The following is an 18,483-nucleotide window of genomic DNA, read 5'->3' as shown; positions in this document are numbered from 1 at the left end:
GTCCCGCATTCTCTTTTGGTGACAGCGATATGACTGATCAGCGCAAAGGCAGCGATGCCGAACCCACCACTCACTTCGGCTTCAAGAACGTCCCGGAAAGCCAGAAAGCGGAAAAAGTCGCTGAGGTGTTCCACTCCGTAGCCGCCAAGTACGACTTGATGAACGACGTGCTGTCCGGTGGCATGCACCGCCTATGGAAGCGTTTTACCATCGAACTGTCGGGCGTACGCACCGGCAATCGCGTGCTCGATATCGCCGGTGGCACGGGCGATCTGGCAGCCAAATTTTCCAAGCTGGTAGGGCCTACCGGCCAGGTGGTACTGGCCGATATCAACGGCTCGATGCTCAAGGTCGGTCGCGACCGTCTGCTCGACAAGGGCGTGGCCGGCAATATCGAATTCGTTCAGGCCGATGCGGAAAAACTGCCGTTCCCGGACAACCACTTCGATTGCGTGACCATCGCCTTCGGCCTGCGCAACGTCACCCACAAGGAGGACGCGATCCGCTCGATGCTGCGCGTGCTCAAGCCGGGTGGCCGCCTGCTGGTGCTGGAATTCTCCAAGCCGACCAACGCGCTGATGTCCAAGGTGTACGACACCTATTCGTTTGCCTTCATGCCGTTGATGGGCAAGCTGATCACCAATGATGCCGAGAGCTATCGCTACCTGGCTGAATCGATCCGCATGCACCCCGACCAGGAAACCCTGAAGTCCATGATGGTGGAGGCCGGTTTCGACCGCGTGACCTACCACAACATGACCTCGGGCATCGTTGCCCTGCACCGCGGCATCAAGCCCTGATGCTGCTCGCAGGCCTTGTCGCCAGCGTCGAACACGGGCTCAACCGTGTTTTGCGCCTGGACAGCACCGCCCTGGCGCGGCTTGCGCACCTGACCGGCAACGTCATCGCCGTCGATTGCCGCAGCCCCGCCTTGCAGCTGTTTATCCTGCCCAGCGATGAAGGCCTGCTGCTCGCCACGCAATGGGCCGCCGAGGCCGACTGCACCTTGCGTGCGCCGGCCTCCAGCCTGTTGCACCTGGCGTTGAGCCGCAACAAGACCGCTATCCTGCACAGCCCCGAAGTGGCGCTGGAAGGCGACAGCGCGGTGCTGATGGACCTGGCCGCCGTGTTGCAGGACCTGGACCTGGACTGGGAATTCGAACTCTCGCGCTGGATCGGCCCCGTCGCCACCCAGCTGCTCAGTGGGCACCTGCGCAGCCGTTCGCGCTGGTACCAGCAAGGGTTCGCCAGCCTCAACCAGAACCTCGCCGAATACCTGAGCGAAGAATCGCGCACCCTGGTCGGGCAACGAGAAGCGCAAGCGCGCTTTCGTGAGCTCGACAAGGCCAAAATCGACCTGGAACGCCTCGAGGCCCGCTTCGAGCGCCTGAGCCGTTCCCTTGATCCAAGCGATAACGCATGAAGCTGCTCGCCGTCCGCCGTTTGTTTCGTATCCAGCGCGTCGTAATCCGCTACCGCCTCGATGACCTGCTGTTTGCCCTGCCCCTGCCCTGGTTCCTGCTGGCAGTGCGTTATGTGCTGCCGTGGCGCTGGTTGCCGCGCAGAAAACTGGAGCTGAGCCGAGGTGCTCGCGTGCGCCTGGCGTTGCAGGACCTGGGGCCGATCTTTATCAAGTTCGGGCAGATCTTGTCGACGCGCCGCGACTTGTTGCCCGAAGACATCGCCGATGAGCTGATGCTGCTGCAGGACCGCGTGCCGCCGTTCGATTCGCAGTTGTCGATGAAACTCATCGAAGAGCAGTTGGGCAGGAAAATCAGCGAGGTGTTCAGCCGCTTCGATGTCGAGCCGCTGGCTTCGGCCTCAGTCGCACAGGTGCATGCCGCGCAGCTCAAGAGCGGCGAAGAAGTGGTGGTGAAAGTCATCCGCCCGGGCCTCAAGCCGATCATCGGCCAGGACCTGGCGTGGCTGTTCATCCTGGCCCGCGCTGCCGAGCGGTTCTCCGCCGATGCGCGCCTGCTGCATCCGGTGGATGTGGTGGCCGACTACGAAAAAACCATCTACGACGAACTCGACCTGCTGCGCGAAGCGGCCAACGCCAGCCAGCTGCGCCGCAATTTCGAAGGCTCGCAGCTGCTGTACGTGCCGCAAGTGTATTGGGACTGGTGCCGCCCCAAAGTGCTGGTGATGGAGCGCATCTACGGCGTGCAAGTCACCGACCTCGCCACACTGGCCGACCAGCGCACCGACATGAAAATGCTCGCCGAGCGCGGCGTGGAAATTTTCTTCACCCAGGTGTTCCGCGACAGTTTCTTCCACGCCGACATGCACCCGGGCAACATCTTCGTCAGCACCGTGAATCCGTGGAGTCCGCAGTACATCGCAATCGACTGCGGCATCGTCGGCAGCCTCACACCCGAAGACCAGGACTACCTGGCGCGTAACCTGTTCGCCTTTTTCAAGCGTGACTACCGCCGCGTGGCGCAACTGCACATCGACTCGGGCTGGGTGCCGGCGGAAACCAAGCTGAATGAATTCGAAGCGGCAATCCGCACCGTGTGCGAGCCGATCTTTGAAAAACCGTTAAAGGATATTTCCTTCGGTCAGGTGCTGATGCGTCTGTTCCAGACGGCGCGGCGCTTCAATATGGAAGTGCAGCCGCAGTTGGTGCTGCTGCAAAAAACCCTGCTCAACATTGAAGGCCTGGGTCGCCAGCTGTATCCGGACCTCGATCTCTGGAACACCGCGCAGCCGTTCCTGGAGCGCTGGATGCGTGAGCGAATGAGCCCGAAAACCATGCTGGGCAACCTGCACAGCCAGATGGAACAGTTGCCGCACCTGGCCAATATGACCCGTGACCTGCTCGAACGCATGTCCCAGCCTCACGCCAGGGACCCGGAGCCGCCATGGCGCAAGCGCAGGGACGACTGGTTCCTGCGCCTGCTCGGCGCCGCACATCTGGTGGGTGGAGTCATGCTGGCGATTGGCGGACCGTTGAATCAACTGAGCTACTGGCCGGCCGCGATCATGGTCGCCGTGGGCGTTTATCTGATCGTGCGTCGATAACCCATCCGGTTATACACTGTCGCAAATTGCCGGAGCCGAACATGAAAGACTGGCTGGACGAGATCAAGTGGGACAGTGACGGCCTGGTGCCGGCCATTGCCCAGGACTACAAGACCGGGCGCGTGCTGATGATGGCCTGGATGAACCGCGAGGCCCTGAGCCTCACCGCCGCCGAGCAGCGCGCCATCTACTGGTCACGTTCGCGTGGCAAACTGTGGCGCAAGGGCGAGGAGTCCGGGCATGTGCAAACGCTGCATGAGCTGCGCCTGGACTGCGATGGCGACGTGGTGATCCTCAAGGTCGAACAGATCGGCGGCATCGCCTGCCATACCGGCCGTCACAGCTGCTTCTATCGTGTGTTCGAGAACGGCGAGTGGAAGGTGGTGGAACCGGTGCTCAAAGACCCGCACGCCATTTATTCGGCAGGACACTGATCATGAGCGATACCCTCAACCGCGTGGCCCAGGTGCTGGAAGAGCGCAAGGGCGCGGATGCCGACAGCTCCTACGTCGCCAGCCTGTATCACAAGGGCTTGAACAAGATTCTGGAAAAACTCGGCGAAGAATCCGTCGAGACGATCATTGCCGCCAAGGATGCGCAGATCAGCGGCGATTGCAGCGATGTCATCTACGAGACCGCCGACCTGTGGTTCCATAGCCTGGTCATGCTCGCCCAACTGGGGCAGCATCCACAGGCCGTGCTGGATGAACTGGACCGGCGCTTCGGCCTGTCGGGGCACGCCGAGAAGGCTGCACGCCCGTCCACCTGAATAACTTTTATCGAGGATTTGCAGCATGGGTATTTTTGACTGGAAACACTGGATCGTCATTCTGGTGGTCGTGGTACTGGTGTTCGGCACCAAGAAACTCAAGAACCTGGGTACCGATGTCGGCGAGTCGATCAAGGGTTTTCGTAAAGCCATGAACGACGATGAAAAGCCGGCCGAACCCAGTGCAAACCCGGTTCCACCGGCCCAGCCGGTGCATCCGCAGGCCGCCCAGCCGATCACCGAGCGTCGCACCTTCGACGTGCAGGCTGAAAAAGTCGAAGAGCCGACCCGCAAAGACTCGTGAGCACTGACTAATGTTTGGTATCAGCTTCTCTGAACTGCTGCTCGTCGGCCTCGTGGCCCTGCTGGTATTGGGGCCCGAACGCCTGCCCGGTGCAGCACGCACGGCCGGCCTGTGGATCGGGCGCCTGAAGCGCAGTTTCAACGCGATCAAACAGGAAGTTGAACGGGAAATCGGTGCCGACGAGATCCGTCGGCAACTGCATAACGAACACATCCTGTCGCTGGAGCAGGAGGCGCGCAAGATTCTGTCGCCGGTGCAGGAGCCCGCCAAGCCGGTGGAACCAGCGGCCCACAACAGTATCGCGCCTGCGGCGCAAGCCGCCCCCCCGGCACCGACCGCGCCGACCGAGCCTGCGCCGACGCCCGTTGCGTCGCCCGCACCCCATGACCCTACATTGCCGCCGCGAGCCCCATGAGCGCTGATAAACCGGAAAACGACCAGCACATGCCGCTGGTCTCGCACCTCACCGAGCTGCGTACCCGCCTGCTGCGTTGCGTAGCGGCCATCTTCATCATCTTTGCCGGGCTGTTTGCCTTCACCCAGCAGATCTATACCTTCGTCTCCACGCCGCTGCGCCAGTATCTGCCGGCCGGCGCGACGATGATCGCCACCGACGTGTCGTCGCCGTTCCTGACGCCGTTGAAGCTGACCATGATGGTCTCGCTGTTCCTGGCGATCCCGGTGATCCTGCATCAGATCTGGGGCTTCATCGCGCCGGGGTTGTACAAGCATGAGAAGCGCATCGCCGTGCCGTTGCTGGTGTCGAGCATCCTGCTGTTCTATACCGGCATGGCCTTCGCCTACTTCCTGGTGTTTCCGCTGATCTTCAAGTTCTTCGCCGCCGCCACCCCGGCCGGCGTGGAAATGATGACCGACATCACCAGCTACCTCGACTTCGTGATGACGCTGTTCTTCGCCTTTGGCGTGGCCTTCGAAATTCCGGTGGCGGTGGTGTTGCTGGTGTGGATCGGCGTGGTCAATGTGGCTTACCTGAAGAAGATCCGACCGTACGTGATCATCGGCTGCTTCGTGGTCGGCATGATCCTTACCCCGCCGGACATCTTCTCCCAGACCCTGCTGGCCGTGCCGATGTGGATGCTGTTCGAGATCGGCATCCTGTTCAGCGGCTTGATCAGCAAGCGTGGCGAACACCCGGATGACCAGACCGCCGACGACGACCAGCCGCCAGCGACCCAGCCGTGAACCTGCTGCTGCTGGAAGAGGCCGATTTTATCGCGGCCGACCGGGTGGTGCTGCGTGATCGGCGCCTGGTGCATATGCAGGAGGTCCACCGCGCCGTAGTGGGCGACAACCTGCGCGTGGGCCGCATTGGCGGGCTGATGGGTAATGCTCAACTGCTGCGCCTGGAAACTGGGGAAGCGGAGCTGCACGTCAGCTTCGACCAGACGCCGCCGAGCAAACTGCCGCTGACCCTGCTGCTGGCCCTGCCGCGCCCGAAGATGCTGCGTCGGGTCCTGCAAACGGTGGCGGCCATGGGCGTGCCGAAGGTGGTGCTGGTCAACAGCTACCGCGTAGAAAAAAGCTTCTGGCAGACCCCGTTCCTGGAGCCTGAAGCGATTCGCGAGCAATTCATCCTTGGCCTGGAACAGGCGCGGGACACGGTATTGCCCGAGATCATTATCGAGAAGCGCTTCAAGCCGTTCGTTGAGGATCGCTTGCCGGCCATGGCCGCGGGCACCCTGGGCCTGATCGGCCACCCCGGCGATTACCCACCTTGCCCCCGTGGCCTGGATGAAGCGGTGACCCTGGCCATCGGGCCGGAAGGTGGCTGGATCCCCTATGAAGTCGAATTGCTGAGCAAGGCCGGCCTGCAGCCGGTGCAACTGGGCGCGCGCATCCTGCGGGTTGAAACCGCCGTCACCGCCCTGCTTGCCCGCTTGTTCTGACAATGATCCAGTGTGGGAGGGGGGCTTGCCCCCGATGGCAGAGTATCAGTCACCACATTTAGTGGCTGATACACCGCTATCGGGGGCAAGCCCCCTCCCACAGGGGTACTGCGTCGCTTCAGAATTTCATACACATGCCGATAACCCCGGAATAAGTCCAAGCCTTGCTCCAGGGGAGTTCGCAGCATGTATCGTTGGTTAGCCGAAAAGCTGGGGAATGTCAGCGTCAAAACCAAGCTGGGCGTCGGCTTCGGCCTGGTGTTGCTGCTTACATTAATTATCACACTCACCGGCTGGGCCGGGCTTTCAGGTGTGATCAGCCGTGGCGACAAACTGGGCTACATCGCCAGCCTCAACGACTTGAGCAAGGACCTGCGCATCGCGCGCCTGGACTTTGAAATGCGCCGTGGCGAACAGGGCCCGGCGGCGGTCAATGGTTTTCTGGACCAACTGGAAAGCGGCCTGAAAACCGCGCGGACGCTGATTGAACAGCCCGCCGATATCGCGTTGATCGATGACCAGCTCGCCGCCGTGGATCAGTACAAGCGCGCCTTCGACACCATGGTCCAGGCGGGCGCCAATCGCGAAAATGCGCGCAGCAAGCTTGGCGATACCGCTGACAACGCGGTGCTCAAAGTCCGTGAAGTGGAAACGAGCCTGCTACAGGGCGACAGCGTCAGCCAATTCAACAGCATCGTCGACCTGAGCAAGCTGATCCAGCAGGCGCGGTTCCAGGTGCGCGGTTACACCTACAGCGGCAAAGTCGAGGCCGAGCAGCCCGCGCTGGATGCCATCGATAACGCCCTGAAGAAAGTCGCCGCGCTCAACGGCCAGCTACCTGATCAATTTTCGACCAACCTGCAACAGGCCGGCGTTTCACTGCAAGCCTACCGCGCCGCTGTCAGCCAGTACCGCGACTCACAGGTGGCCAGCGCCGCCGCGCTGAAAATCATGAGCGCCCAGGGCGACATCTTGCTGGACCGCAGCAACAAGCTCACCGCCTCGCAAACCGTGGTCCGCGACAGCGACGCCGCCCAAGCCAAACAGCTGTTGCTGCTGGCTACCCTGCTGGCACTGCTGTTTGGCCTCTTCGCCGCCTGGGCCATCACTCGCCAGATCATCATTCCGCTCAATCAAACCCTCCAGGTCGCCGAACGCGTGGCCTCGGGCGACCTGAGCCACAATCTGGAGTCCGCCCGCCAGGATGAACTGGGCCAACTGCAACGCGCCATGCAAAGCATGACCGTGGGCCTGCGCACGTTGATTGGCGGTATCAGCGACGGCGTCACCCAGATCGCCAGCGCCGCCGAGCAGCTGTCGGCAGTCACCGAACAGACCAGCGCCGGGGTCAACAGTCAGAAGATCGAGACCGACCAGGTGGCCACGGCCATGAACGAAATGGCCGCCACTGTGCAGGAAGTGGCGCGCAATGCCGAAGAAGCGTCGGAAGCCGCCGTGGCCGCCGACCTGCAGGCCCGTGAAGGCGACAAGGTGGTCGGCGAAGCCATCGCCCAGATCGAGCGCCTGGCCACTGAAGTCGGCAACTCGACGATCGCCATGGGTGATCTGAAGCGCGAAAGCGACAAGATCGGCAGCGTGCTCGACGTCATCAAGTCCGTGGCCCAGCAAACCAACCTGCTGGCGCTCAACGCGGCCATTGAAGCGGCGCGTGCCGGTGAAGCCGGACGTGGCTTCGCCGTGGTGGCCGACGAAGTGCGCAGCCTGGCCCAGCGCACACAGAAGTCCACCGAAGAGATCGAGGAACTGATCGTCGGCCTGCAAAACGGTACCCAGCAGGTGGCGACCATCATGGACAACAGTCGCGGCCTGACCGACAGCAGTGTCGAACTGACCCGCCGGGCCGGCAGCGCGCTGGAAAGCATCACCCGCACCGTGTCGACCATCCAGGCGATGAACTCGCAGATCGCCACGGCCGCCGAACAGCAAAGCGCCGTCGCCGAGGAGATCAACCGCAGCGTGTTGAATGTGCGCGATGTTTCCGAACAAACCTCTTCGGCCAGCGAAGAAACGGCGGCGTCCAGTGCCGAGCTGGCCCGCCTGGGCATCTACTTGCAAACCCTGGTCGGACGCTTCCGTATCTGACAGACCTGCGCGGCGGTCGATTGCGGCTGCCGCATCTTGTGAAATTTCCTACACGGTTATCAGCCCGCCCTCACTCCAATTCGAATTAGCGTTCATCTGTCGCGAAACGCTTTTTCTGAATGGGAGGTGCGCCATGTTATCTCGGCTGACCCGCATGCTGGTGAACGCCAGCGTACGCCTCAAGCTCGCGCTGGGTTTTGGCCAAGTGCTGATGCTCAGCTTCATCATCGCTGCAACGGGCTGGCAGGCCCTGAACGCCGTGCTTTATCGCTCCGACAGCTTGACGAGCCTGGGCCAGCTGGCCGTATATGCCGAGGCCATGCGCGCCGATCGCATCGTATACCGCACCCTGGCGGACAAAGCCAGCCTTGGCCAGATGGCGCAGAAGATCGAAAAAATCGACCAGCATCTGGCAGAGCTTTCACATCGTCTGATAGACCCGGTGGACGTGCAACGTAATGAAGAGGCGGTACGCCTGGTCGCCGATTTCAAGACCGCGCTGGCGCAGCTACCCGCCTTGATCGAACAGCGCGAGAATATACGCCCGGCGCTGAAGACGTCCGCCCTGCAAGCCAGTGACACCCTGGCCGAATTCGCCAGCGACCTGCCCGACCAGAATGACGAAAAGGCGCTCGATACCATCGAGCAACTGCGCCAAGCCATGGAGCAGGCTGAGGATCGCGCCCAGAACCCGGCCTGGGCGGCCGAATCGTTACAGGCCTATGCCGAGGCCGCCAGCCAGACGCTGGACGCCTTGGATATCGCACAGGCCGCCGTGACCACACTGCCGGTGGATTCGGCGCTGCTCAAAGCCGACCTGGCCAATTATCGGGCACAACTGGTCAAGCTCAAGGAAGCCCAGCTCAACGTCGAGACCGTGCAAAACCGCTTCGAGCAGCAGCTCAACGCGTTGCGTGAGAAAAGTAACCTGTTGAGCCAGAGCCAGAACACCAAGCGCAATGAAGAGGCCAACCAGACGCGCACCTTGATGATCGGCGTCACGCTGGCTGCGCTCGTGCTGGGCGCCCTGGCCGCGTGGTGGATTGCCCGGCAGATCGCTTCGCCGCTGCGTGAAATCCTTATCGCCGCCAACCGTGTTGCCCAGGGCGACTTGAGCCACGATACCCAGGTAGAGCGCCGCGACGAACTGGGCCAACTGCAACACAGCATCGGGCAAATGACCCGCAGCCTGCGCAGCCTGATCAGCAGCATCGGTGACAGCGCCCGCCAGATCGCCGGTGCGGCGACACAGTTGTCCACCGTGACTGAACAGACGCGCAACGGGCTCAACGACCAGAAAGATGAAACCGACCAGGTGGCCACGGCGATGAATGAAATGCTCGCTACCGCCCAGGAAGTCGCACGCCATGCCGAACGCGCGTCCGTTGCCGCCAACGAAGCAGACCAGCAGGCCGGCGCCGGCGAGCAGGTGGTCACTCAAGCGGTTGAGCAGATCGGCAACCTGGCCAGTGAAATGGCTTTGTCCGGTCGTGCCATGCTGACCCTGCAACAGGAAAGCCAGAAGATCGCCAGCGTGCTCGACGTTATCAAGTCCTTGTCCCAACAGACCAACCTGCTGGCCCTGAACGCCGCCATCGAAGCGGCGCGCGCGGGCAGTGCCGGCCAAGGGTTCGCCGTAGTCGCCGACGAGGTACGCAGCCTGGCCCAGCGAACACAGGAATCAGCCGAAGAAATCGAAGGATTGATCCTGGGCCTGCATAACGGCACCCAGCAGGTAGCGGACATCATGGACAGCAGCCGCAGCCTGACCGACAACAGCGTTGCCCTGACCCGCGACGCCGGCGAGGCCCTGGCGGCGATTGCCCGCACGGTATCGGTGATCCAGGAAATGAACCCGCAGATTGCCGCCGCCGCCGAACAGCAAAGCGCGGTGGCCGAGGAGATCAATCGCAGTGTGTTGAAGGTACGGGATGTATCGGAACAGACCGCCGCCGCCAGCGAGGAAACGGCCGCAGCGAGTGTTCAATTGACGCGGTTGAGCGTGGATCTGCAGACGCTGGTCGCCAAATTCAAGCTCTGAAACATCAATTGCAAGCGATGGAAATCCAATGTGGGAGGGGGCTTGCCCCCGATGGCGGAGTGTCAGTCCCTAATGTATTGACTGTTACACCGCTATCGGGGGCAAGCCCCCTCCCACATTTATAAAACCTGGCGCAGGAAAGCCTGGGCCCGCGGGTCTTTGGGTGCTTCGAAGAACTCGGCCGGCGCCGCGTCTTCCAGCAATTTGCCATGATCGAAGAACAGCACCCGGTCCGCCACCTCGCGGGCAAAGCCCATCTCGTGGGTGACGCAGACCATGGTCATGCCTTCCAGGGCCAGGGTCTTCATGACGTCGAGCACTTCGCCGACCATTTCCGGGTCCAGCGCCGAGGTCGGTTCGTCAAACAGCATCACCTTGGGCTCCATTGCCAGCGCTCGGGCAATCGCCACCCGCTGCTGCTGGCCTCCGGAAAGGCGCGACGGAAATTCATTGGCTTTCTGGGCGATACCCACCTTCTCCAGCAACGCCAGGGCCTTCGCTTCTCGTTCTCGCTTGCCGCGCTTGCGCACGACCTTTTGCGCCAGGCACAGGTTTTCCAGAACGGTCATGTGGGGGAACAGGTTGAAATGCTGGAACACCATGCCGACTTCACGGCGGTAGGCGTTCACATCGGTCTTCGGATCGGCCAGCTGCAAACCGTCGATGCTGACCGAGCCTGAATCGAATTCCTCCAGCCCGTTAAGACAGCGCAGAAAGGTAGACTTGCCGGAACCGGACGGGCCGATCACCACCAGCACTTCACCCTTGGCTACCTGAGTGGTGACATGGTCCACGGCGCGCACTACGTGGCCACGGGTGTCGAAGACTTTTACCAGATCGCGGACTTCAATCACTTTGCGCGAGCCTCCGCTCAAGCCGGCTGGCCATTTTCGACAGCGGCAGGTTGATCAGCAGGTAAAGGCCTGCCACACAGAACAGAATTTCAAAGGGTGAAAACGAGGTAGTGATCACTTCGCGCCCGCTCTTGAGCAGCTCGGTGATTGCGATCACCGAGACCAGCGAGGTGTCTTTGACCAGGCTGATGAACTGACCGGCAAGCGGCGGCAGGACGCGTTTGAAGGCCTGCGGCAGCACCACATGCCGCATCGACTGGCTGGCGCTCAAGCCCAGGGAGCGCGCTGCCTCGTTCTGGCCACGGGTGATCGATTGCACACCGGCACGTACGATTTCCGCCACGTAGGCACCGGTGAACAGCGACAGCGCCGCGATCCCGGCAAACTCCCGGGACAGGTTGAGCACCGTGCCGATAAAGAAATAGAAAATGAAGATTTGCACCAGCAGCGGCGTACCGCGCACCAGTTCGACGTAGATCGTCGACAGGTCGCGCAAGGTCGGGTTGCGGGACAGCCGGCACAAGCCAGTGGCCAGGCCGATCGCCAGGCCCAGGATACCGGACACCACCGACAACCACAGCGTGGTCCACAAGCCCCACATCAGCGGGCCCAATGCCCAATGACGGTTGACACCGATGACGTCACCTTCAGCCACATCATCGCCGCGCGCCACTTGCAGGCTGTTGTCGGCGACCGTCACCTTTTGCTCGGCTCCGGCATCGTTGCGCAAAGTCACCTCGGCCACATCGCCTTGGCGTACCAGCTCAATGACGGTGGAAACATCGGCTGCACGCTGCGCCTCTTCGGCCTGATAGGCGAAGTACTGTGGTACGCGATTCCAGCGCCATTCATAAGACATCAACGAGGTGGCGTAGTACAAGGCGCCCGCCAGGCCGACCAGCACGACCACGGTCAGCAGGTGCCAGGGCCATTGGGCTTTTTTCTGTTTCATTTCACTGTCCGCATAGGTGTTGCCTGGTAGGCCGCCATCGGGGGCAAGCCCCCTCCCACATTTGGAATGCGTTTCCCTGTGGGAGGGGGCTTGCCCCCGATACAGGCAACTCGGTCTTAAGCCTTATTCCATGTCCTTGAGCCACTCGGAGCTCTTGAACCACTTGTCATGGATGCGATCGTAGGTGCCGTCGTTCTTGATCTGGTGCAGGAAGTTGTTGATGAAGTTGACGCTGTCGTAGTCGCCTTTCTTCAAGCCGAACGCCAGGGGCTCAAAGGTAAAGGGTTCGTCGAGGAACACCAGCTTGCCATTGCCGACTTTCTTCTCGGCCACTACGTTGTACGGCGCGTCGTAGACAAAGGCGTCCGCCTTGCCGTTGACCACGTCCAGCACCCCTTCCTGCTCGTTGTCATAGCCGTGGTACTTGGCTTTGGCGATCAGCTTTTTGGCAACCATCTCACCAGTGGTGCCCAGTTTGGAGGTCAGGCGGTATTTTTCGTCGTTCAGGTCTTTGTAGGACTTGATGGTGCCTTCCAGCTCCTTGCGAATCAGCAGGGTCTGGCCCACCACGATGAAGGGTTCGCTGAAGTTCAGGCGCAGGTTGCGCTCCTGGGTCAGGGTCATGCCGCTGCCGATCATATCGAACTTGCCGGTCAGGAAGGCCGGGATGATGCCGTCGTAGCCGGTGGACACCAGCTCCAGCTTGACGCCCATGGACTTGGCCATGGCCTTGAGGATGTCGACTTCGAAGCCGATGATTTCGCCACGTTTGTCAGTCATTTCGAACGGCATGTAGGTCGGGTCCATGCCGACTTTCAGCGTGCCGCGCTTGACCGCATCATCGATGGCGCCGGCCTGTGCCGCAGTGGCCGCCACCAGCGCGGTGACGCCGAGCATCAGCATCGAAAGATACTTTTTCATCATCAAGTCCCCTGAACGGTTTTTATAAGGTTGGCGCGCTATGGGCTGCGCTATTTCGGGGTGCGATCCTAACCCACTCGTTGCCCGTCACAAAGGTTTCACGACTAAATGTTATTGACGCCGGCAAGAGAGACCCTACCGCACGGCGCCTGACTAAAGACCTAGACAGGTCGCTGCACGGACTCGCTAATGAGTTGATGTGTAAGTAGTTATGACGATCATTCAATCTCCGCGAGCCAGGCAGTGTCCCTGAACCACTTGTCGTGCAATTGATCGTAGGTGCCGTCCTGGGCCACTTGATTGAGGAAGTGATTGATCCAGTTGACGCTGTCGTAATCACCCTTTTTCAGGCCGAACGCCAGGGGTTCGAAGGTAAAAGGTTGCTCAAGCGTCAGTAATGCGCTGTTCTCGGGCCGGGTCATGGCGATCAGGTTGTAGGGCGCATCATAAATAAAGGCGTCGGCCTTGCCCTCCACCACCTGGCGCACGCCGTCCTCCGGCGCAGTGAAACGCTGGAGCCGGGCCGCCCCCAGGAAGCGCTGCGCCGCGGCCTCGCCGGTGGTGCCTTCGGCGACCGCGATTCGATAACCCGCCTCGTCCAGGTCTTCGATACTCGATACCCTGCCGGCCAGGCGCGAATTCAGCAGGACGGATTGGCCCACCACGATAAAGGAATCACTGAAGTTGAGCTGCAGGTTGCGCTCCTGGGTGACCGTCATGCCGCTGCCGATCAAGTCGAACTTATTCGCCATCAGCCCCGACAGCAACTGCGTGTAGGGCACCGCGACCAGTTCGAGTTCAACCCCCAGCGCGCGGCTCATCGCCTGGAGCAAGTCAATCTCAAAGCCTATGATGCGCCCCTGCTTGTCCGTCATTTCGAACGGTACGTAAGTCGGCGTGGTGCCCACTTTCAGCACGCCACGGCGCACAGCGTCGTCAATCGCCCCGGCAGAGAGCAAGCCGGTGTGCAGCAACGCGGCAACACTTATCAACAGTGCCGAACAATACCTTTTGAACATCTGTGCCCCCGTGGCGCGTCAAATTTGGGGGCGATGCTACCCCAGCCACAGGCACGGCAATACGCTTCGAACGAAGGTCTTTTGTTTCGAAATAACAAGGAGTTAGCGAGGAAAGGAAGAGGCGCCAAACGCTGTAGGACCAGCGCTTGAAACGCCCCCGAGGTGAACCCTCGGGGGCGTCTGAATCAGGCCGGTTGAGCCTGGGACGACAGCGGTTGCAGCGGTAGCAATGGCGCGTGCGGATCAGCCTTGATCGATGCACGCCACGCGTCCAGCCACTCGGCGTGGCCTTCGCTCCAGACCTGTTCGTGCAAGCGGGCCAGGGCCACCGGATCGCTGAGCAGGGCCAGGCGTTCGCTGTTGTTGAGGCCAGCCGGGCCGACTTTCAACGCGTGGCGAACACGCTCCACACGCAAGTACTCGATCGGCTCCGCCTCGCGGTGACGCGAGGTCGCCAGGGCACAGGCCAGGGCGTTCTGCTGTGGGTCGACCACCGAACGCACAAACCCGTCATTGAGCGCATGCCAACGGTTTTCGTGAGTGTACTTCTCGGTCGACAGCAGCGCCTGCGGCGGATTGTATTCCTCAGGGATCAGGAACAGGCTCTCGTCACGGGACTTGAGGCCCAGCTTGACTCGGCTGGAAATCACCGACACCGGGATCGACAGCATCAGCGAGCCGACGATCGGGATCAGCCACCACAAAAAGCTCGGGTTCAGCCACACCACCAGCAACGCCCACAAAAAGCCCAGCAAGGTCTGCGGACCGTGACGCTTGACCGCTTCGCTCCAGGGTGTGGAGTCGTCGTCGCGCTGCGGCGAGTTCCAGGTCGCGGCCCAGCCGAGGAACGCGGCCAGTACGAAGCGGGTGTGGAAGATCATGCGCACCGGCGCCAGCAGCATGGAGAACAGCATCTCCAGCAGCATCGACAGGGTCACCTTGAACTTGCCGCCGAACTCTTTAGCGCCCTTGGCCCAGATCAGGATGATGCTGAGCAGCTTGGGCAGGAACAGCAGCACGATGGTGGTGGAGAACAGTGCCACCGCCTTGTCCGGATGCCATTGCGGCCACAGCGGGTACAACTGGCGCGGCGCCATGAAGTACTGCGGCTCCATCAGGGTATTGACCGCCAGCAACGCCGTGGACAACACCAGGAAGAAGAACCACAACGGCGCCGACAGGTAGGACATCACGCCGGTCAGGAACACCGCACGGTGCACCGGGTGCATGCCCTTGACCAGGAACAGGCGGAAGTTCATCAGGTTACCGTGGCACCAGCGACGGTCACGCTTGAGTTCGTCGAGCAGGTTGGGCGGCAGCTCTTCGTAGCTGCCCGGCAGGTCGTAGGCAATCCACACGCCCCAGCCGGCACGGCGCATCAGCGCTGCTTCAACGAAGTCGTGGGAAAGGATCGCACCGGCAAACGCGCCTTTACCCGGCAACGGCGCCAGGGCGCAGTGCTCGATAAACGGCTTCATGCGGATGATCGCGTTGTGGCCCCAATAGTGGGATTCACCCAACTGCCAGAAGTGCAGGCCGGCGGTGAACAGCGGGCCGTAGACGCGGGTGGCGAACTGCTGCATGCGCGCATACAGGGTGTCCATGCCCGACGCACGCGGCGCGGTCTGGATAATCCCGGCATCCGGCGTGGCTTCCATCAGGCGTACCAGGCTGGTCAGGCATTCGCCGCTCATCACGCTGTCAGCGTCGAGCACCACCATGTACTTATAGTCACCGCCCCAGCGACGGCAGAAGTCGTCGAGGTTGCCACTCTTGCGCTTGACGCGACGGCGACGGCGGCGATAGAAAATCTTGCCGAAACCACCGGCTTCGCGGCACACGTCGAGCCAGGCTTGTTGTTCGGCAATGCAGATATCCGCTTCGTTACTGTCGCTGAGCACGAAGAAGTCGAAACGGTCCAGGTCACCGGTCGCGGCGACCGATTCGAACGTGGCGCGCAAACCGGCGAATACTCGCGGCACGTCTTCGTTACAGATCGGCATCACCAGCGCGGTGCGCGCATCCTTCGGAATCGGCTCGTTGCCAGCACTCTTACCGGAGATACGGTATTTATCGTGACCAGTCAGCAGCTCGAGGAAGCCCATCAGCGCGGTCCAGAAACCGGCCGACACCCAGCAGAACAGAATCCCGAACATGATCAGGATGCTGGTCTGCAGTGCGTAAGGCAGTACCTGGGTAGCGGTTTGCAGCAGGGTCTGGTTGCGGATCTCGTCGAAGTCGACCAGCGACCAGCCCTGGTACGGCATGATGCCTTTCATGTACCAGCCGGCCACGATGGTCTGGCCCAGCATCAGCACCAACAGGATATAGCGGCGGATCGAACCCACGGTACGCCAGCGCGCGGCGGGCAATACCCGTTCGTCTTTCGGCGGCTTCGGCGGATTGGTGCGCCCGGTCATCCGGCGCCAGCCACGTACCAGGATGTTGGTGCGCCAAGGCTCGGGCACCACTTTGGTCCGACGGATCGGCGGGGTGGCCTTCAGGCAGACGCGACCGCTGGCGTCGAGCGCCAGCATCTCGGCGTCCTGCAGCTCTTCAGCGGTGCTCAGGGTCAGCCGGCGGCCCACCGACGCCTGGGCGGCATCGGTGGGTGCGTCGAAGGTGGCGGACGACAGGCGTTCGTGCAGCTCGCTGAAGGAGCTGCAGCCCGCCAGCTCGGCGCGCTGCTCAGCCGTCATGGGGAGATGCGCCAGGTACTCGGTCAGAGTTTCTGGCTTGACTTGTGAATTACTCATCGGCAGGCAACTGGTAGCTCCAGGTTTCGGTCAGGACTTGTTCGGTCTTGGCCGGCTCCGGCGTGACAGGGGCCGGGGCAGCTTCGGGCTGCTTGGCGTCCTTGTCCTTCGCCTCTTTGGCGTCTTTCTTGGCCTGTTTCTCGTGTTGCTTGGCCAGGACCTTGTCAGCCTTGAGCACGTGAGTCGACACCTGCTCGGGCTCAGCCTGTGCGATCTCTTGCACCAGCGCCGCACGCATTTCAGTCGGCTTGCTCGCGTCCTTGATCTTCATGCGCAGGGTCAGGCGCCAGCCTTTGGTGTGCTCGTTGTAGCGCACGCTGTTTTCGACCAGTTCGGCGTTGTCGCCAACGCTCACCTGGCTGCGCACCGGAGCGTCGGGCAGCAGCTTCTTCAGGGCCGGGCCTTCGAAGTCCACCAGATAAGCGACGGTGCCGTCCGGTTGACGGATCAGGTTGGATTGCTTCACGTCACCGGTGGAACGCAGGGTCTGCTTGACCCAGGCGCTGTCCGGCGAATGGAAGGCGGCATCGTCCAGCGTCCAGTGCAGGCGGTAGGACACATCCAGCGGCTTGCCGACTTCCGGCAGTTCGGCCGGGCTCCAGAAGGCAACGATGTTGTCGTTGGTTTCGTCAGCGGTCGGAATTTCTACCAGGTCGACGGTGCCTTTGCCCCAGTCGCCCTCAGGTTCGATCCAGGCGCTTGGGCGCTTGTCGTAGTTGTCGTCCAGGTCTTCGTAGTGGCTGAAGTTGCGGCCGCGTTGCAGCAGGCCGAACCCACGCGGGTTTTCCACGCTGAAGTTGCTGACCGACAGGTGTTTAGGATTGTTCAGCGGGCGCCAGATCCACTCGCCATTGCCGGCATGGATCGACAGGCCGCTGGAATCGTGCAGCTCACGACGGTAGTTGAGGACCTTGGACGGCTGGTTGGCGCCAAACAGGAACATCGAGGTCAGCGGGGCCACGCCCAGCTTGCTCACCTTGTCGCGCAGGTACATCTGGGATTTGACGTCGACCACGGTGTCGGTGCCCGGACGCAGAATCAGACGGTAGGCGCCGGTCGCACGCGGCGAATCCAGCAGGGCGAAGATCACCAGGTGCTTGTCGCCCGGCTTCGGACGCTCGATCCAGAACTCGGTGAAACGCGGGAATTCTTCGCCGGACGGCAGCGCAGTGTCGATCGCCAGACCACGGGCGGACAGGCCATACACCTGGTCCTTGCCGACGACGCGGAAATAGCTGGCGCCGAGCATGGTCATGATTTCGTCTTGCTTGTCGGCCTTGTTGATCGGGAACAGCACCCGGAAGCCGGCATAACCCAACTGTTCGGTGGCTTTCGGATCAAATTTCACGTCGCCGAAATCGAAGCGATTGGGGTCGTACTTGATTTCCTGGACACTGTCAGCGGTGACTTCATTGATTTTCACCGGCGTATCGAAGTGCATACCCTGGTGATAGAAGGACAGCTTGAACGGGGTGTTCTGATCGGCCCACTCGGCTTTTTCATTGCGGAAACGAATTTTCTGGTAATCAGCGAATTTCATTTCGCGGAATTCGTTCGGCAGATTGCTGCGCGGAGCTTCGTATTTCTGCCCAGCCAGCTCTTTTGCCTTGGCCGATACATCGTCCAGACTGAATGCCCACAGTTGACCCGCGCCGAACAGGCAGAACAGGGCAGAGCCCGTCACCAGTGCGTTTCGTAACCGTTTGGCAGACAATTTTGGTGCATTACAGGGACTAACAATCACGAGCAACCCTCGCCGAAAACAGATCAAAAAACCAACGGCCAGCTATCTATATGCCAGGTTGGCGAGCATTGTTCCGACTCCTCAGGGGC

General features: G+C 61.4%; 16 protein-coding genes and 2 pseudogenes. 12 read left to right on the top strand and 6 right to left on the bottom strand.

The features are described 5' to 3' along the window. Window positions 1–29 precede the first annotated feature (29 nt). The 12 genes and pseudogenes from ubiE (at window position 30) to MRY17_RS01820 (ending at window position 10,148) form a co-directional block, all read left to right on the top strand. Window positions 30–800, top strand: coding sequence for a bifunctional demethylmenaquinone methyltransferase/2-methoxy-6-polyprenyl-1,4-benzoquinol methylase UbiE (gene ubiE, locus MRY17_RS01870; RefSeq protein WP_003171186.1), 771 nt, complete (start codon window positions 30–32; stop codon window positions 798–800). Beyond that, on the top strand, window positions 800–1,423 hold the full coding sequence (locus tag MRY17_RS01865) for a ubiquinone biosynthesis accessory factor UbiJ (protein WP_243353193.1): 624 nt from the start codon (window positions 800–802) through the stop codon (window positions 1,421–1,423). Before ubiE ends, MRY17_RS01865 begins: the two co-directional genes overlap by 1 nt. After that, window positions 1,420–3,024, top strand: coding sequence for a ubiquinone biosynthesis regulatory protein kinase UbiB (ubiB, locus tag MRY17_RS01860; protein ID WP_243353192.1), 1,605 nt, complete (start codon window positions 1,420–1,422; stop codon window positions 3,022–3,024). The genes MRY17_RS01865 and ubiB overlap by 4 nt, the downstream gene beginning before the upstream one ends. Before the next feature lie 41 nt (window positions 3,025–3,065). After that, the gene (hisI, locus tag MRY17_RS01855; RefSeq protein WP_057008528.1) at window positions 3,066–3,458 is read left to right on the top strand and encodes a phosphoribosyl-AMP cyclohydrolase; all 393 of its coding nucleotides are present in this window, start codon (window positions 3,066–3,068) and stop codon (window positions 3,456–3,458) included. Window positions 3,459–3,460: 2 nt separating this feature from the next. Next, the gene (locus tag MRY17_RS01850; protein WP_057724443.1) at window positions 3,461–3,793 is read left to right on the top strand and encodes a phosphoribosyl-ATP diphosphatase; all 333 of its coding nucleotides are present in this window, start codon (window positions 3,461–3,463) and stop codon (window positions 3,791–3,793) included. 25 nt (window positions 3,794–3,818) lie between these two features. Next, window positions 3,819–4,097 (top strand): twin-arginine translocase TatA/TatE family subunit, encoded by a 279-nt coding sequence (locus MRY17_RS01845; RefSeq protein WP_057724444.1) that lies wholly within the window; start codon window positions 3,819–3,821, stop codon window positions 4,095–4,097. A 10-nt stretch (window positions 4,098–4,107) separates the two neighbouring features. Then, window positions 4,108–4,512, top strand: a complete 405-nt coding sequence (gene tatB, locus MRY17_RS01840) for a Sec-independent protein translocase protein TatB (RefSeq protein WP_243353191.1) — start codon at window positions 4,108–4,110, stop codon at window positions 4,510–4,512. Beyond that, window positions 4,509–5,300, top strand: a complete 792-nt coding sequence (gene tatC, locus MRY17_RS01835) for a twin-arginine translocase subunit TatC (RefSeq protein ID WP_065885722.1) — start codon at window positions 4,509–4,511, stop codon at window positions 5,298–5,300. The genes tatB and tatC overlap by 4 nt, the downstream gene beginning before the upstream one ends. Further along, complete coding sequence (locus tag MRY17_RS01830; RefSeq protein WP_181282872.1) at window positions 5,297–6,004, top strand: 16S rRNA (uracil(1498)-N(3))-methyltransferase; 708 nt, start codon at window positions 5,297–5,299, stop codon at window positions 6,002–6,004. Before tatC ends, MRY17_RS01830 begins: the two co-directional genes overlap by 4 nt. 186 nt (window positions 6,005–6,190) lie before the next feature. Next, a pseudogene (locus MRY17_RS26525) lies at window positions 6,191–7,249 on the top strand (methyl-accepting chemotaxis protein); the annotation flags it as partial. Beyond that, complete coding sequence (locus tag MRY17_RS26520; RefSeq protein ID WP_411566707.1) at window positions 7,235–8,107, top strand: methyl-accepting chemotaxis protein; 873 nt, start codon at window positions 7,235–7,237, stop codon at window positions 8,105–8,107. The pseudogene MRY17_RS26525 and the gene MRY17_RS26520, both read left to right, overlap by 15 nt. Before the next feature lie 133 nt (window positions 8,108–8,240). Beyond that, complete coding sequence (locus MRY17_RS01820) at window positions 8,241–10,148, top strand: methyl-accepting chemotaxis protein (RefSeq protein WP_243353189.1); 1,908 nt, start codon at window positions 8,241–8,243, stop codon at window positions 10,146–10,148. Window positions 10,149–10,267: 119 nt separating this feature from the next. Here the strand turns inward: MRY17_RS01820 and MRY17_RS01815 are convergent, their stop codons facing one another. The 6 genes and pseudogenes from MRY17_RS01815 to MRY17_RS01790 all read right to left on the bottom strand — a co-directional run bounded on the left by MRY17_RS01815 (window position 10,268) and on the right by MRY17_RS01790 (window position 18,394). Next, on the bottom strand, window positions 10,268–11,002 hold the full coding sequence (locus tag MRY17_RS01815) for an amino acid ABC transporter ATP-binding protein (RefSeq protein WP_243353188.1): 735 nt from the start codon (window positions 11,000–11,002) through the stop codon (window positions 10,268–10,270). After that, complete coding sequence (locus MRY17_RS01810) at window positions 10,995–11,954, bottom strand: amino acid ABC transporter permease (protein WP_191955935.1); 960 nt, start codon at window positions 11,952–11,954, stop codon at window positions 10,995–10,997. Before MRY17_RS01810 ends, MRY17_RS01815 begins: the two co-directional genes overlap by 8 nt. A gap of 123 nt (window positions 11,955–12,077) precedes the next feature. Next, on the bottom strand, window positions 12,078–12,875 hold the full coding sequence (locus tag MRY17_RS01805) for a transporter substrate-binding domain-containing protein (RefSeq protein WP_104501345.1): 798 nt from the start codon (window positions 12,873–12,875) through the stop codon (window positions 12,078–12,080). Window positions 12,876–13,093: 218 nt separating this feature from the next. Further along, window positions 13,094–13,894, bottom strand: a complete 801-nt coding sequence (locus MRY17_RS01800; protein ID WP_191952701.1) for a transporter substrate-binding domain-containing protein — start codon at window positions 13,892–13,894, stop codon at window positions 13,094–13,096. A 183-nt stretch (window positions 13,895–14,077) separates the two neighbouring features. Next, window positions 14,078–16,650 (bottom strand): annotated as a pseudogene (mdoH, locus tag MRY17_RS01795) (glucans biosynthesis glucosyltransferase MdoH); the annotation flags it as partial. After that, window positions 16,643–18,394 (bottom strand): glucan biosynthesis protein G, encoded by a 1,752-nt coding sequence (locus MRY17_RS01790; RefSeq protein WP_057724514.1) that lies wholly within the window; start codon window positions 18,392–18,394, stop codon window positions 16,643–16,645. The pseudogene mdoH and the gene MRY17_RS01790, both read right to left, overlap by 8 nt. Window positions 18,395–18,483 lie beyond the last annotated feature (89 nt).

Origin of the sequence: Pseudomonas orientalis, assembly GCF_022807995.1 — a bacterium.
GTDB classification, from domain to species: Bacteria; Pseudomonadota; Gammaproteobacteria; order Pseudomonadales; family Pseudomonadaceae; genus Aquipseudomonas; species Aquipseudomonas orientalis_B.
Note: the sequence above shows the minus strand (reverse complement) of the source record. Positions and strands in the feature narration are given on the sequence as shown.